Origin of the sequence: Salinivibrio sp. AR640 (genome assembly GCF_001995405.1) — a bacterium.
Lineage (GTDB): Bacteria > Pseudomonadota > Gammaproteobacteria > Enterobacterales > Vibrionaceae > Salinivibrio > Salinivibrio costicola.
This window is the reverse complement of record NZ_MUFD01000015.1, coordinates 1-15,657: the sequence shown is the minus strand read 5'-3', so window position 1 is coordinate 15,657 and position 15,657 is coordinate 1. Positions and strand designations below refer to the sequence as shown.

The window sequence follows — 15,657 nt, the reverse complement described above, 5'->3', positions numbered from 1 at the left end:
ATCAGACCCGCCTTTTTGGCGGGTCTTTCTTATCGTGCGTTTATGGCTGAGCGCGAGCGAAAGCAGGTACGAGCTGGCCACGGATCAATGCGTGATAAAACTCACGTTCAAATTGGGTGATCGGTGCGGGTACATTGTCAGGTAACGCGTCTTCATCCGGGTGATAATGACTGACCAACTGCACCACAATATGCGCCTGCCCGGTGTCATCCTCTAGTAAACCGGCCAAGTTAAAACTGCCATAAAGCGAGCCGCTCTTGGCTTTTAATCGCCCTTTAATCGGCGCGTTTCGGACACTTTGACGATATTTGAGTGTGCCATCTATGCCTGCTGTGGGGAGCATATCAACCAGTCCCAGTTCAGGATGCGTCGAGATATAGTGAAGAACACTGGCCAACTGGCGCGCGCTTAAACGGTTGTTTCGGGATAAACCGGATCCGTCTACTAAAATCGCGCGGGATAGCTCGATCCCTGCCTTTTGCAAGATGGCTTTAACTGCCGCGACGCCATTGCGGTAAGATCCCGGCTGCTGAAAATAGCGCCGCCCGAGCGCTTTCAAAAGGTTATCCGCAATCAAGTTATCTGAGTCTCGCAACATGGTGGTCAGCAGTGACGGCAACGGGACAGAGTGATGGCGGGCAAGTTCACGATGTTGGCGGGGAGCCGGTGCGACCAGAATTTGACCATTGAGGTGCACATTCAATCGTGCGAGCTCATCGGCAACAACGGCTTTTACGTAGGCGGAAGGGGTTTGAACCGCAAAATTTAATGGTAGCGGCCTGTCTCGGTGGGCAAGACAGCCAGAAAAGTGATACTGATTATCCGCGGTGGCGGTTAAATCAAGCCCGCAGTGACGCGCTGTTTGCTGTTCTTCTGTCACCGCAAGGGCGTCGCTAGTCACTGAAATTGGCTGATGGCGAGGGATATGAACGCGTGTTTGTCCCTGATCGGGCTGGCTGTATATTGCCCCCTGCACACAATTATGATCTAGTGTTATTGCGGTTGAGGGAGCGCTGTAACAGACGGCGAGAATATCCCAAGGCCATCCGGGGGCACGAGAGCGACCGGCGAAGGCTTGGCCGTCCAGGTAAAGATGATTGATATTATCCAGCCCTCGACGAGGCAGTTGACTAAGTAGCTGACGAATATCTTTGCGAGTTAATAAGGGATCGCCATTAAAAATAAGCGCGATGTCATCGCCAGCTTGTACCAGCCGTGTCGAAAAACGGAAGGTACTGGGTAAATAAAGGCGTGCAGCGAGCCCGGTGAGTAGCTTTTGTGTACTCGCAGGGGGAAGCAATGCATCCACTTGCTGACTAAGCTGCGGTTGTGTGTGTTGGGGATCGCTGACCCACAAGGCGGCCTGACTGCCTTTGGGCAATAAAGGGGTCAGCTGTTCAATCGTCAGCTGATTCGATGCATAAGCTAGTGATGTCGTGAACAATACGCTAAGTGCGAGGCAGAAAATAACCGCTAGGCAACGTATCGGTGCTAGGCAGCGAAAAAGAGCGCGAATCATGAGTGAGAGCCTTTGTGTTATTGCATCGTGTTTATCCTACCCTGTCCAGCCTTGAAGACAAGCCGCCCGCATGGCCTGATACACCTCATCGGCTGGACAATCACCGGTTGGTCGGTCACGCTATTGCCGGATCAGAGATGATTTTGCGCCAATTCTTGTTTACAATCGAAAAAAAGCGTTGAATTCCGCCGCGCCCAAATTTTTGTTTGGGCGTGGCTTTGTTTTGCCAAAATCCCTTTGCTGTGGATTGAAAGAGGTAATGTCATTTATGGATAAAGTGCCAATGACCGTACGCGGCGAGCAGCTGCTACGAGAAGAGCTGGACAAGTTGACCAAACGTCGCCCAGAGATCTCTAACGCCATTGCAGAGGCGCGTGAGCTGGGTGATTTAAAAGAAAACGCGGAATATCATGCTGCGCGAGAAGAGCAGGGGATTTGTGAAGCGCAAATCCGCGATATTGAATACAAACTATCGGTCGCTCAAGTGATTGATGTCACCAAAATGCCGAATAATGGCAAAGTGATTTTTGGTGCTACCGTGACTGTGATTGACATCAATACCGACGAAGAACTGACCTATCGTATCGTGGGTGATGATGAGGCGGACATTAAAGCCAACCTTATTTCAGTGAACTCACCGATTGCCCGAGGCCTAATTGGTAAAGAAGAAGGCGAAGAAGTGAGTATCACCACACCGGGTGGTGTGAAAGAATTTGAGATTGGCAGCGTCGATTACGTCTAAGTAAAGTGTTACGAGATGTAACTTTTCGCTGAGTTTTCAACAGTAAAAAGGCCGCGACGCGGCCTTTTTTGTTATGCTTCAGCGCAAGTGCGGCAAACCACTAAGGCCACCCAAACTATTTGCGTGGTAATGTGATTTTACGCTCTTCGCTTTGACGGTAAATCACCAGTGTTTTGCCGATAACCTGCACTTTTTCGGCGCCAGTTTCACGAATGATAGCGTCGACAATCAGGTTTTTGGTCTCGCGGTCTTCTGATGCGACTTTCACTTTGATCAATTCATGGTGGTCAAGCGCAAGCTCAATTTCAGCGACCACGGCTTCGGTTAAGCCATTGGCGCCCATTAAGACTACAGGCTTAAGCTGGTGAGCCAGTCCTTTGAGATACTGTTTTTGTTTGGTGCTGAGTTTCATGTTGGCTCGATTTCTATTTGCTAGGGGTTGAAAACATGCCATTCTAACGCCATCTCATCACAAACTGAAACAGTATAAAGATGCTCCATGGCAACCGAATTATCTAGATAGCCGCTTTTGAGCTACCTTTAATAATAACATTCAGTGCGCAATCGATTGAATTTTATGATAATGCGTTGCCAACAATAGGGTTTGGTTAGGAACAACATGGCGAACAAAAAGCATTCAGCTAGCTCAGGACGTTGGTTGAAAGAACACTTTGACGATAAGTATGTGCACGAAGCGCAAAAAAAAGGTTACCGCTCACGCGCTATCTTTAAACTGGAAGAAATCCAGCAAAAAGATCGCATCTTAAAGCCCGGTATGACAGTGGTCGATTTAGGGGCCGCGCCTGGCGGATGGTCGCAGTATGCGGCGACGCAAGTCGGCGATGAAGGCCAAGTGATCGCGTGCGACATCTTACCGATGGATTCGATGCCAGGCGTCAGCTTTCTCCAAGGCGATTTTCGTGAACAAACCGTTCTTGATGCCCTTCTTGATCGTATACAACCTGACATGGTTGACGTGGTGATGTCTGACATGGCGCCGAACATGAGTGGCAACCAGGCGGCAGACCAACCGCGTGCGATGTATTTGGTGGAGCTGGCGTTGGATATGTGCCGGGAAGTGTTAGGCCCCAAAGGCTGCTTCGTGGTAAAAGTATTTCAAGGAGAAGGCTTTGATCATTATCTGGCCGAAGTCCGTAAAATGTTTACAGCGGTCAAAATTCGTAAACCCGACTCATCCCGCGCACGGTCGCGAGAGGTCTACATTGTGGCTACAGGTTATAAACTGTAGTACCCTTACATTTATCTATCTCAGTTATGCGAGGCTAACACCTTGAGTGACATGGCAAAAAACTTGATTCTGTGGCTGGTTATCGCCGTTGTCTTAATGTCTGTGTTCCAAAGTTTTGGACCAGGTGACAACGCCGGTCGTCAAGTCGACTATACCTCTTTCGTACGCGAAATCGGCAACGATCAAATACAGGAAGTAAAATTTGACGATCGCGAGCTGAGTGTCACCCGACGTGACGGCTCGAATTATGTCACCTACATGCCTGTTATGAACGATCCAAAGTTGTTAGATGACTTGCTTAACAAAAATGTCAGTGTCAAAGGGACACCACCAGAAGAGCCAAGCATGTTGGCGTCTATCTTCATCTCGTGGTTCCCTATGCTGTTGCTTATCGGGGTATGGATATTCTTCATGCGTCAGATGCAAGGCGGGGGCGGCAAAGGCGCTATGTCATTTGGTAAATCAAAAGCCAAAATGATGAGCGAAGAGCAGGTCAAAACATCGTTCACCGATGTCGCTGGTTGTGACGAAGCAAAAGAAGACGTCAAAGAGCTGGTGGATTACCTGCGTGATCCAAGCCGATTCCAAAAACTGGGCGGTAAAATTCCAACCGGTGTATTGATGGTGGGGCCTCCGGGTACGGGTAAAACCTTGCTGGCGAAAGCCATTGCAGGTGAAGCGAAAGTGCCTTTCTTCACCATTTCCGGCTCTGATTTCGTCGAAATGTTCGTGGGTGTGGGTGCATCACGTGTCCGTGATATGTTTGAGCAAGCCAAGAAAGCGGCACCGTGTATTATCTTTATCGATGAGATCGATGCAGTGGGTCGTCAACGTGGCGCTGGCTTAGGCGGCGGTCACGATGAGCGTGAACAAACCCTTAACCAAATGCTGGTCGAAATGGACGGCTTTGAAGGGAACGAAGGGGTGATTGTTATCGCCGCGACGAACCGTCCTGATGTCTTGGATCCTGCGTTATTACGTCCGGGGCGTTTTGACCGCCAAGTCGTGGTGAGCTTGCCTGATGTCCGCGGCCGTGAGCATATTCTAAAAGTGCACATGCGCAAAGTCCCCCTCGGCAATGATGTCGATGCATCGCTTATTGCACGTGGTACCCCAGGGTTCTCAGGGGCCGATTTAGCTAACTTGGTCAACGAGGCAGCATTGTTCTCGGCTCGCGGTAACAAGCGTGTGGTCTCCATGGTCGAGTTTGAACTGGCTAAAGACAAAATCATGATGGGTGCAGAGCGCCGTTCGATGGTGATGTCAGAAGAAATCAAAGAGTCGACTGCCTACCACGAAGCAGGCCATGCCATTGTTGGACGTTTAGTGCCGGAACATGATCCTGTCTACAAAGTCTCGATCATCCCACGTGGACGCGCATTGGGTGTGACCATGTACCTGCCTGAGCAGGACCGCATCAGCATGTCGCGTCAGCACCTGAACTCGATGATCTCAAGCCTTTATGGCGGTCGTTTAGCCGAAGAGCTGATTTACGGAAAAGACAAAGTCTCGACCGGGGCATCCAATGACATTGAACGTGCAACAGAAATTGCTCGCAAAATGGTCACGCAATGGGGCTTTTCAGAGAAACTAGGTCCATTGCTCTATGCGGAAGAGGAAGGCGAAGTTTTCCTTGGCCGTTCAATGGCACAGACCAAACATATTTCGGACGAAACGGCGCGCTTGATTGATGGAGAAATCCGTCAAATCATTGACAGTAATTACGACCGTGCAAAACAAATCTTGGAAGACAATCTCGATATCATGCATTCGATGAAAGATGCGTTGATGAAATACGAGACCATCGATGCGGCACAAATCGATGACTTGATGGCCCGTCGTGATGTTCGCGAGCCTGCAGGTTGGGAAGGCGGTGACGGGGGGTCTTCATCGGATGACACGCCCAAAAAACCGGATGAATCAGCGACGAAAGCATCTGATGAACAATCAGATGATAAAAAACAAAAGCCGTTAGATTCAGAAAACCAATCTGAAGCGTAAACCAACAGTAATACAAACCCCGATACGTCGGGGTTTTTTTGATCGTGCTTGGAAGTAAACGCATGGAAATAACACACCAGAATAAAACCCTGTCTCTTGATAGCCCCGTCGTTATGGGGATCCTCAATGTCACGCCGGACTCTTTCTCTGATGGCGGATTGTTTCAACAACAAAGCAAAGCCGTTGAGCGGGCACGACAGATGCTGGCTGATGGCGCGACGATTATCGATATTGGGGGCGAGTCGACCCGTCCTGGTGCCGCTGATGTGGCAGAGCAAGACGAAATTAATCGTGTTGTACCAGTGATAAAAGCTATCCGCGAGCGATCGGATTGCTGGATCTCGATTGATACCAGCAAAGCTGCGGTCATGCGCGCCGCTGTCGAAGCTGGCGCGAACCTGATCAATGATGTTCGCGCGCTCAGAGAGCCTGGCGCATTGACTGCCGCTGCCGATCTCCAGGTACCCGTGTGCATCATGCACATGCAGGGTCAGCCAAGAACCATGCAAGCGGCACCCGACTACACGGATGTTATCCAAGACGTAATGCAGTTTCTAAACCAGCGAATAGATGCTTGCCTAGATGCTGGCGTTATCAGGCAAAATATCATTTTGGATCCGGGCTATGGGTTTGGTAAAACCCTGGCACACAACTATCAGTTGCTCGCACAATTAGATCATTTCCATCACTTTGGTCTGCCGATCTTGGCGGGGATGTCGCGCAAATCTATGATTTACAAAGCGCTAGATAAAACACCTCACGACGTGCTAGGTGGCAGCATCGCTTGTGCCACGTTAGCGGCAGTGAAAGGCGCACAGATTATCCGTGTTCACGATGTTAAAGAGACTGCCGATGCGCTCAAGGTCGTGGCGTTGACGATGCAAGAAAATGAAGCACCAGGAGAATAAAAACAATGACAGAACGTAAATACTTTGGCACAGATGGTGTGCGCGGTAAGGTGGGTGAATTTCCGATCACCCCAGAGTTTATGCTCAAACTAGGTTGGGCCGCCGGGCGCGTCTTGTCGCAACAAGGCACCCGCAAAGTGCTGATTGGTAAAGATACTCGAATATCGGGCTACATGCTTGAGTCTGCACTTGAATCAGGCTTATCCGCAGCAGGCTTAGAAGCTGCCTTCACTGGCCCTATGCCAACGCCGGCGATTGCGTATCTGACTCAAACGTTTCGCGCTGAAGCAGGGATCGTTATTTCTGCCTCACATAACCCGCATTACGACAACGGCATTAAATTCTTCTCCTCCGAGGGCACCAAACTTCCCGATGATGCTGAGCTTGCGATTGAAGCGGAACTCGAAAAAACACTGACTTGTGTCGAGTCGGCGGAGTTAGGTAAAGCCAGCCGCATTAACGACGCGGCCGGGCGTTACATCGAATTCTGTAAAGGCACCTTCCCCAGCGCGTTGAGCCTGAGTGGGTTAAAAATTGTCCTTGATTGCGCCCATGGTGCCACCTATCACATTGCGCCTTCGGTATTTCGTGAGCTGGGTGCGGAGGTGACCACCATTGGCTGTGCCCCTAACGGCACCAATATCAATGATGAAGTGGGGGCTACCGATGTACGCGCGCTGCAGCAACGCGTGTTGGAAGAAAAAGCAGACCTTGGGGTAGCCTTTGATGGTGACGGTGATCGTGTGATCATGGTTGATCATCTTGGCAATAAAATTGATGGCGACCAAATTGCCTACATCATCGCGCGCGAAAGTTTACGCCGTGGTGAGCTGAAAGGCGGCGTGGTTGGCACTTTGATGACCAACATGGGCATGGAGTTGGCATTACAATCGCTCGGGATCCCATTCGCACGTGCCAAAGTCGGTGATCGCTATGTGATGGAGCTACTCCAAGAAAAAGGCTGGCGAATTGGTGCGGAAAATTCAGGCCATGTGATTGTCTTGGATAAAGTCACCACCGGAGACGGCATTGTGGCGGCATTGCAGGTACTGGCCAGTGTTGCCGCCACGGGAATGGATTTAAAAGCGTTAAGCGATGGCATGACGTTATTGCCACAAGTACTAGAAAACGTGCGCTTTAGTGGCAGTGTCGACCCACTACAAAGTGAGCCCGTACTGGCTGCCAAAGCCGCAGTGGAAAATAAACTGGGTGAGCAGGGGCGCGTGTTGCTGCGCAAATCAGGCACTGAGCCTTTGATTCGGGTGATGGTCGAAGGACCGGATGCCGATAACGTGAACGCCTACGCACTCGAAATCGCAGAGGCGGTGAAGGCGAACTGTTAATAATAAAGGGCGGGTGGTCATAGATTGCGCAAACGACGTCGAAATCAAGGTTTTTTGTAAATTTCTCTTGTTTCATCACCGCGCTTTCGCTAGTATTCACCCGCTCCCAACAAAGGGGGCTGCGCTGGCTGAGAAGTAACACTGCCGGCTCAACAACCTGGAGCATAGGTGGAACCATGTACGAAATTCTACTTGTGATTTATCTGTTGGCCGCAATCGGTGTAATTGGCCTGGTTCTGGTTCAGCAAGGTAAAGGCGCAGATATGGGAGCCTCATTCGGGGCTGGGGCATCAAACACCGTGTTTGGCTCTGGCGGCTCTGGAAACTTTTTAACCCGAATGACAACCGGTTTTGCAATCGCGTTCTTCGCACTGAGTCTTGTGCTCGGTAACCTGACAGCGCATGACCCTAAAGCAAAAAGCGGTTTTGAAGATTTAAGCGAGCCTGCTACACAACAGCAAGCTGCGCCAAAAGAGGATGAAATCCCTGTTGATAACAGTGAGATCCCTCAGTAAAAATTGAGCCGAGGTGGTGGAATTGGTAGACACGCTATCTTGAGGGGGTAGTGCCTTTATAGGCGTGCGGGTTCAAGTCCCGCTCTCGGCACCAAGTTCACAAAGGGCAATCACTTGCACCTTTGTTGTAAAAAGCGATATAATTATCGCGAATCGGACGCGGGATGGAGCAGTTTGGTAGCTCGTCGGGCTCATAACCCGAAGGTCGGCGGTTCAAATCCGTCTCCCGCAACCAATTTTAGGTTGGTGAAGCGATAAAAATCGCATCGCGCAACCAATTTTAAGTTTGTTGTTTAAATAACGGCTAAACTGAATAACGCGTCAGCGTTTGTTGTCAAAGCCACGCTGACCGGGCTAGCCACGTGCTAGCCTTTTTGCCCTCGGGGCAGCACGAAGCGGACCAATAAGCCTTTGTGTAGAGAGTTACTCTCTCGTTATTGTTGCGATGATTCCGACACCAGCAATAACGGCTATGCTAACGACTTATGTTGATGGCATAGCATCAGGGTCCAGTTACATTAAACCCCGATTTTCGGGGTTTTTTGTTATCTGAAGAAGACCATTCGGATAGTAACTGGGCTTTTAAGCCCTTTTTTTATTTCTGGGGTTTGGAATGACAGGATTAGAGAAACAACTGGCTGAACTTTTAACCGCGCCTGTTGAGGCGTTGGATTATGAGTTGGTTGGGCTTGAATTTGTTCGAGCTGGCCAGCATTCAACACTGCGTATCTTTATTGACCATGAAAATGGTATCACGGTGGACGATTGTGCCGATGTGAGCCGTCAAGTGAGCGCGGTAATGGATGTGGAAGACCCAATCACAGTGGCGTACAACCTAGAGGTGTCATCTCCAGGTGTTGATCGTCCACTGTTCACCGCTGATCACTATCAGCAATTCATCGGGCATGAAGTGAACATCGTGCTGAAAATGGCTATGCAAAACCGCCGTAAGTGGAAAGGCGAAATCCTTTCTGTCGATGGCGATACCATCACGGTTCGCGTGGACGGCCAAGATGAGGCGTTTGCCTTGAGTAACATCGCCAAAGCAAACCTGGTTCCTTCATTTTAAGAGTAAATGAGGCATTAGTAGATGAATAAAGAAATCTTGGCTGTTGTCGAAGCGGTCTCAAACGAAAAAGCCGTTCCACGAGAGCGTATTTTCGAAGCACTGGAAACCGCGCTGGCAACGGCAACCAAAAAGAAGTACGAGGCCGAAATCGATGTGCGTGTCGCCATTGATCGCAAATCCGGTGAATTCGACACCTTCCGTCGTTGGCTTGTCGTCGATGAAGTCACCCAGCCAACGCGTGAAATCACGTTGGAAGCGGCCCAATATGATGATGAAACCCTCGAACTAGGCGGGTTTGTAGAAGATCAAATTGAATCGGTTGTCTTCGACCGCATTACCACCCAAACCGCTAAGCAAGTGATCGTACAAAAAGTGCGTGAAGCTGAGCGTGCACAAGTGGTTGAGCAGTTCATGGACAACGAAGGTGAGCTTGTCACCGGTGTGGTCAAAAAAGTCAATCGCGATGTTATCATTGTCGACTTAGGAAACAACGCGGAAGCGGTTATCCAACGTGATGATCAACTCCCTCGTGAAAACTTCCGTCCTGGCGACCGAGTACGTGGTCTGTTGTATGCTGTGCGTCCTGAAGCGCGAGGCTTCCAATTGTTCATGACGCGCTCCAAGCCAGAAATGCTCAGTGAGCTATTCCGCATCGAAGTGCCAGAAATTGGCGAAGAGATGATTGAGCTGATGGGCGCTGCCCGCGATCCTGCTTCACGCGCTAAAATTGCTGTGAAAACCAACGACAAACGTATCGATCCCGTCGGTGCGTGTGTGGGGATGCGTGGTGCACGTGTACAAGCGGTATCAACTGAACTGGGTGGCGAGCGTATTGACATCGTGCTTTGGGACGATAATCCTGCCCAATTTGTGATCAATGCCATGGCGCCTGCAGACGTCGCCTCTATCATCGTCGATGAAGATACTCACTCCATGGATATTGCCGTCGAGGCTGATAACCTGGCGCAAGCGATTGGGCGTAACGGACAAAACGTGCGTTTGGCCTCTCAACTGACCGGTTGGGAACTGAACGTGATGACGGTTGAAGACCTCCAGAAAAAACACCAAGAAGAAGCACAAGCTTCGTTAGAGCTGTTTGTTAAATATCTCGATATTGACGAAGACTTTGCACAAACCTTGGTGGAAGAAGGTTTCACCACCCTTGAAGAAGTGGCCTATGTGCCAACCAGCGAAATGCTCGAAATTGACGGCTTAGACGAAGATACTGTCGACATTTTGCGCGCACGTGCGAAAGAAGCGTTGACCACCATCGCGCTCGCACAAGAAGAATCGCTGGGAGACGCTGAACCTGCCGAAGATCTGCTGGCATTAGACAGCCTTTCTCGTGAGATGGCCTTTAAACTGGCCGCGAAAGGCGTGAAGACGCTGGAAGATCTTGCTGATCAAGGCACTGACGATCTGTTAGATATTGATGGATTGGACGAAACCAGTGCGGGCGAGCTTATTATGGCAGCGCGTAATATCTGCTGGTTCAGCGACGAAGCGTAAAGACGGCAAAGGAGGAGCAGAATGTCAGAGGTTACAGTACATACACTGGCGAAGGAAATTGATACGCCGGTTGATCGTCTGCTGAAGCAGTTTAAAGAAGCTGGTATGCAAAAATCGGCGGACGATCAGGTAAGCCAAGATGAAAAACAAGCTTTGTTGACGCATTTAAAGCGTGAGCATGGTGACAACGGCAATGCTCCGACGCGTCTGACGCTTCAGCGCAAGAAACGTAGCACACTGAGCGTGTCAGGGGCTGGCGGAAAAAACAAAGATGTCCAAGTCGAAGTGCGTAAAAAGCGCACTTATGTGAAGCGTAGCGAGCTTGAAGACCAAAAGTCAGCGCAAGAAGCGGAAGAGCAAGCCCAACGCGAAGCCGAAGAAAAAGCGCGTCTAGAAGCGGAAGAGCAAGCAAAACGCGAAGCAGAAGAGAAAGCGAAACGTGAGGCCGAAGAAAAAGCCAAGCGTGAAGCACAAGAGAAAGCCAAACGCGAAGCTGAAGAAAAAGCTAAGCGTGAAGCCAAGCCGCAAGCGCAACCAAAATCTGAGCAGCCTGAAGACGACGCAGCGGATACTGCTGCCACTCGTGCTGCTGATGCGCAAGCGAAGAAAGAAGCTGATGAACTTAAGCGTCGCCAGGAAGAGGAAGCCAAGCGTAAAGCTGAAGAAGAAAGTCAGCGGCAGTTAGAAGAGGCACGCAAAATGGCAGAAGCAAACCAAGAGCGCTGGTCAGATCAAGACAAAGCGCTAAGTACCATGGAGGCGGCTGACCACCATACGGTTACCTCCGAATATGCCCGCGAAGCGGAAGACGAAGCGGATCGCCGCGAAGAAACAGCCGCGCCGCGTCGTAAGAAAAAGAAAAAAGCCACTGCAACAGAAGACAAAAACCCCCGCGGCCGTCGAGGCAAAGGTGGTAAAGGCAAAGGCCGTATGGCTAAGCCGTCTTCGATGCAGCATGGCTTTAAAAAACCTGCCCAGAAAGTCAACCGCGAAGTCGAGATCGGTGAAACCATTACGGTTGCTGAGCTCGCGAATAAAATGGCGGTGAAAGGTGCAGAAGTCATTAAAACCATGATGAAAATGGGTGCAATGGCGACCATTAACCAGGTGATTGACCAAGAAACCGCACAGCTTGTTGCGGAAGAAATGGGTCACAAAGTTATCCTGCGCAAAGAGAATGAGCTGGAAGAGGCCGTACTCTCTGATCGTGATAACGATGCACCTATGGCACCGCGTGCACCGGTTGTCACTATCATGGGTCACGTTGACCACGGTAAGACATCCTTGCTCGACTACATCCGTAAAGCACACGTTGCAACGGGTGAAGCTGGCGGTATTACTCAGCATATCGGTGCGTACCATGTACAAACTGATAACGGCATGATCACCTTCCTGGATACGCCAGGACACGCAGCGTTTACCGCGATGCGTGCACGTGGTGCGGGTGCGACGGATATCGTTGTGTTGGTGGTTGCGGCCGATGATGGTGTGATGCCACAAACCAAAGAAGCGATTCAACACGCCAAAGCCGCGGGTGTACCTTTGATTGTTGCCGTCAACAAGATGGACAAAGAAGGTGCTAACCCTGACAGCGTCAAGAATGAGCTCGCGCAGTATGATGTTATCCCAGAAGAGTGGGGCGGTGAGAACATCTTTGTTCACGTCTCTGCGAAACAGGGTGAAAACATTGATACCTTGCTCGAGTCCATCTTGTTGCAATCAGAAGTCCTTGAGCTGAAAGCGGTTGAGAAAGGCATGGCGCGTGGCGTTGTGGTTGAATCTCGTCTGGATAAAGGCCGTGGTCCTGTTGCGACTGTCTTGGTTCAAGAAGGTACCTTGAATAAAGGCGATATTGTACTTTGTGGCCTTGAATACGGTCGTGTTCGTGCGATGCGTGATGAGAACGGCCAAGACATCGAACATGCTGGTCCATCCATTCCGGTTGAGATCTTAGGTCTGTCAGGTGTCCCTGCCGCCGGTGATGAAGCTACGGTTGTACGTGACGAGAAGAAAGCCCGTGAAGTGGCACTTTATCGTCAAGGTAAATTCCGTGATGTGAAACTGGCGCGTCAGCAAAAAGCCAAACTGGAAAACATGTTCTCGAACATGGAAGAAGGTGAAGTCTCTGAGCTCAACATCGTTCTGAAAGCCGATGTACAAGGTTCGATTGAGGCAATTGCCGATTCACTGGTTAAACTGTCAACTGACGAAGTCAAAGTGAAGATTGTTGGTTCCGGCGTGGGCGGTATTACTGAAACCGACGCGGTACTGGCAGCGGCATCGAACGCGATCATTTGTGGCTTTAACGTGCGTGCCGATGCGACCGCACGTAAGACTATCGAGAATGAAAGCTTAGATCTTCGCTACTATTCTGTTATCTACACCATGATTGATGAAGTGAAACAAGCGATGAGCGGTATGCTTGCGCCTGAGTTCAAACAAGAAATCATTGGTTTGGCAGAAGTTCGCGATGTCTTTAAGTCACCAAAACTGGGCGCAATTGCCGGGTGTCAGGTGTCTGAAGGCTTGATTAAGCGTAACAACCCAATTCGTGTTCTGCGTGATAACGTGGTTATCTACGAAGGGGAGCTGGAATCGCTGCGTCGCTTTAAAGATGATGTGAACGAAGTGAAGAAAGGCTACGAGTGTGGTATTGGCGTGAAGAACTACAATGATGTTCGCGTTGGTGACCAAATCGAAGTCTTTGAAACGGTTGAAATTCAGCGCTCAATTGACTAATTAAGCGTATAAATCAACCAGGTTGTTTGGATACACCGTGGGGGGAGGCGCATGCGCTTACCCCCATTTTATTGAGAGAAAAGAAAATGGGTAAAGATTTTAGCCGGACGGACCGCGTCGCCCATCAGTTGCAAAAAGAAATTGCACTGATCCTGCAGCGTGAAGTGAAAGATCCACGTATCGGTATGGTGACCGTCTCTGACGTCCAAATCTCGCGTGACCTTGCTTACGCCAAAGTCTTCGTCACCTTTTTAACCGTTGACGAACAAGCACCGACAGAAAGCCTCAAAGCCCTCAATGAAGCAAGTGGTTATATCCGCTCTTTGGTCGGAAAGGCGATTCGTTTGCGTGTGACCCCAGAGTTGACGTTTGTATTTGATGAGTCGCTGACTGAAGGTATTCGTATCTCGAACCTGGTGAGCAAAGCGGTGCGCAGTGATAATGAGCGCCGTGATGATGATGACAAAGGTGAGGAATAAAAGATGGCGCGTCGTCAACGTCGTCGAGGTCGCCCCGTTGATGGGATTATCCTACTCGATAAACCCACGGGCATAACCTCTAATGATGCTCTGCAGAAAGTAAAACGTATCTTTTTTGCCGAGAAAGCAGGACACACTGGAGCCTTGGATCCGCTTGCAACGGGCATGTTGCCAATTTGCCTAGGTGAAGCGACCAAGTTCTCTCAGTTTTTGCTGGATGCCGACAAACGTTATCGGGTGGTGGCAAAATTGGGTCAGCGCACCAATACCTCAGACGCCGATGGTGAAGTGGTAGAAACCCGCGATGTAAAAGTCAATTTAGGATTGCTGGAGCGCTGTATTGCTAAGTTCCGTGGTGAAACTCAGCAGATCCCATCGATGTTCTCTGCGCTCAAATATCAAGGTAAGCCTTTGTATGAATATGCGCGTCAAGGTATTGAAGTACCGCGTGAAGCGCGTACGATTCATGTTCATCAAATTGAATTGTTGCGCTTTGAAGGTGATGAGATTGAGATGGAAGTCCATTGTTCTAAAGGCACTTACATTCGAACCATCGTCGATGATCTTGGAGAAATGCTAGGCTGTGGTGCCCACGTCACCGCACTGCGTCGCACGGGTGTTTCTGGCTATCCGACGCGCCAGATGGTGACATTAGAGCAGCTCGAAAGCTTGTTGAATGAAGCCAGAGAACAAGAGATCCAACCTAAGCAGTTGCTGGATCCTTTGTTACTTCCACTTGATACCGCGGTACAAGACTTGCGAGAAATCAACTTGTTGCCGGTAATGGCCAGCTATGCCTTACAAGGACAAGCGGTACAGGTGCCCAATGCACCTACCAGTGGCTTTGTTCGCTTAACCGCGGGCGAGGAACGTCACTTTATTGGTGTCGGTGAAATTGACGCTGATGGCTTGGTTGCGCCACGTCGTTTAGTGGCCAGTCGCCAGCCGGAAGCAGGCTAAAAAACACGCTGCCATTTGCACGTGTTTAACGGAAAAAGCGGCGTGGATAGATTGCTACCTTAGACGAAAGTCAGTAGAATACGCGCCTTCGGGCACCGGCTGAATCAGAGATTGGCTGGTGCATGATAATCACACACTCTTATTAGGAGAGCATTATGTCTCTGACTGCAGAAGCAAAAGCACAAATCGTTGCTGATTTTGGTAAAACTGAGAACGACACGGGTTCACCGGAAGTTCAAATCGCCCTGTTGACCGCATCAATCAACGATCTGCAATCGCACTTCTCTGAGCACAAAGGTGACCACCACAGCCGCCGTGGCCTGCTACGCATGGTTTCACGTCGTCGTAAGCTGCTGGACTACCTGAAAAAGAACAGTGTTGACCGTTACTTGGACGTTATCAAGCGTCTAGGCATCCGTCGCTAAGATTCTGGAGAAAAGGGAGCTCAGGCTCCCTTTTCTTTTTTTTACTCTCTCTGGTTTTCTCTCACTTCCCTAGTATTCTACCCACACCCACACCCACACCCACACCCACACCCACACCTATCTACTTCATTGTCAATATCAGCTTTAGAGCAGGCGTCCTTTTACGCGGATACCACAATCACCTTAAATTTATAATATT

Annotated in this window: 14 protein-coding genes and 2 tRNA genes; 14 read left to right on the top strand and 2 right to left on the bottom strand. The window is 50.0% G+C overall.

Translation table 11 applies throughout. From position 1 onward, the window contains the following. Positions 1-40 precede the first annotated feature (40 nt). Positions 41-1,519, bottom strand: coding sequence for a D-alanyl-D-alanine carboxypeptidase/D-alanyl-D-alanine endopeptidase (gene dacB, locus BZG75_RS09015; protein WP_077576772.1), 1,479 nt, complete (start codon positions 1,517-1,519; stop codon positions 41-43). 268 nt (positions 1,520-1,787) lie between these two features. Here dacB and greA point away from each other — a divergent pair, with 268 nt between their 5' ends. Then, the gene (gene greA / locus BZG75_RS09005) at positions 1,788-2,261 is read left to right on the top strand and encodes a transcription elongation factor GreA (RefSeq protein WP_021023293.1); all 474 of its coding nucleotides are present in this window, start codon (positions 1,788-1,790) and stop codon (positions 2,259-2,261) included. A gap of 115 nt (positions 2,262-2,376) precedes the next feature. On the opposite strand, the gene yhbY is transcribed toward greA, so the two are convergent. Continuing rightward, complete coding sequence (yhbY, locus tag BZG75_RS09000) at positions 2,377-2,673, bottom strand: ribosome assembly RNA-binding protein YhbY (protein WP_021023292.1); 297 nt, start codon at positions 2,671-2,673, stop codon at positions 2,377-2,379. Positions 2,674-2,880: 207 nt separating this feature from the next. On the opposite strand from yhbY, the gene rlmE reads away from it, so the two are divergent. From rlmE to rpsO, 13 genes are all read left to right on the top strand, one after another. Continuing rightward, positions 2,881-3,510: a 23S rRNA (uridine(2552)-2'-O)-methyltransferase RlmE gene (gene rlmE, locus BZG75_RS08995; protein ID WP_077461719.1), complete on the top strand. Its 630-nt coding sequence runs from the start codon at positions 2,881-2,883 to the stop codon at positions 3,508-3,510. 51 nt (positions 3,511-3,561) lie between these two features. Continuing rightward, positions 3,562-5,511: an ATP-dependent zinc metalloprotease FtsH gene (gene ftsH, locus BZG75_RS08990; RefSeq protein ID WP_077576770.1), complete on the top strand. Its 1,950-nt coding sequence runs from the start codon at positions 3,562-3,564 to the stop codon at positions 5,509-5,511. A 62-nt stretch (positions 5,512-5,573) separates the two neighbouring features. Then, positions 5,574-6,419, top strand: coding sequence for a dihydropteroate synthase (gene folP, locus BZG75_RS08985; RefSeq protein WP_077576769.1), 846 nt, complete (start codon positions 5,574-5,576; stop codon positions 6,417-6,419). 5 nt (positions 6,420-6,424) lie between these two features. Then, a complete protein-coding gene (glmM, locus tag BZG75_RS08980; RefSeq protein WP_077576768.1) occupies positions 6,425-7,762 on the top strand; it encodes a phosphoglucosamine mutase in 1,338 nt (445 codons plus the stop codon). Between the two features lie 176 nt (positions 7,763-7,938). Beyond that, positions 7,939-8,277, top strand: a complete 339-nt coding sequence (gene secG, locus BZG75_RS08975; protein WP_021023287.1) for a preprotein translocase subunit SecG — start codon at positions 7,939-7,941, stop codon at positions 8,275-8,277. Positions 8,278-8,284: 7 nt separating this feature from the next. Further along, positions 8,285-8,371, top strand: a tRNA-Leu gene (locus tag BZG75_RS08970). A gap of 64 nt (positions 8,372-8,435) precedes the next feature. Beyond that, positions 8,436-8,512, top strand: a tRNA-Met gene (locus BZG75_RS08965). Between the two features lie 378 nt (positions 8,513-8,890). Further along, positions 8,891-9,346: a ribosome maturation factor RimP gene (gene rimP, locus BZG75_RS08960; RefSeq protein WP_021023286.1), complete on the top strand. Its 456-nt coding sequence runs from the start codon at positions 8,891-8,893 to the stop codon at positions 9,344-9,346. 21 nt (positions 9,347-9,367) lie between these two features. Further along, positions 9,368-10,855: a transcription termination factor NusA gene (gene nusA / locus BZG75_RS08955; RefSeq protein ID WP_077461715.1), complete on the top strand. Its 1,488-nt coding sequence runs from the start codon at positions 9,368-9,370 to the stop codon at positions 10,853-10,855. Between the two features lie 21 nt (positions 10,856-10,876). Next, positions 10,877-13,594 (top strand): translation initiation factor IF-2, encoded by a 2,718-nt coding sequence (gene infB, locus BZG75_RS08950; protein WP_077576767.1) that lies wholly within the window; start codon positions 10,877-10,879, stop codon positions 13,592-13,594. An 86-nt stretch (positions 13,595-13,680) separates the two neighbouring features. Beyond that, positions 13,681-14,073, top strand: coding sequence for a 30S ribosome-binding factor RbfA (gene rbfA, locus BZG75_RS08945; RefSeq protein ID WP_077576766.1), 393 nt, complete (start codon positions 13,681-13,683; stop codon positions 14,071-14,073). A 3-nt stretch (positions 14,074-14,076) separates the two neighbouring features. Beyond that, positions 14,077-15,033, top strand: a complete 957-nt coding sequence (truB, locus tag BZG75_RS08940; protein ID WP_077461712.1) for a tRNA pseudouridine(55) synthase TruB — start codon at positions 14,077-14,079, stop codon at positions 15,031-15,033. A 155-nt stretch (positions 15,034-15,188) separates the two neighbouring features. Next, positions 15,189-15,458 carry a 30S ribosomal protein S15 gene (rpsO, locus tag BZG75_RS08935; protein WP_077576765.1) on the top strand — a complete coding sequence of 90 codons (270 nt, stop codon included), beginning with the start codon at positions 15,189-15,191 and terminating at the stop codon, positions 15,456-15,458. The last annotated feature ends 199 nt before the right edge of the window (positions 15,459-15,657 follow it).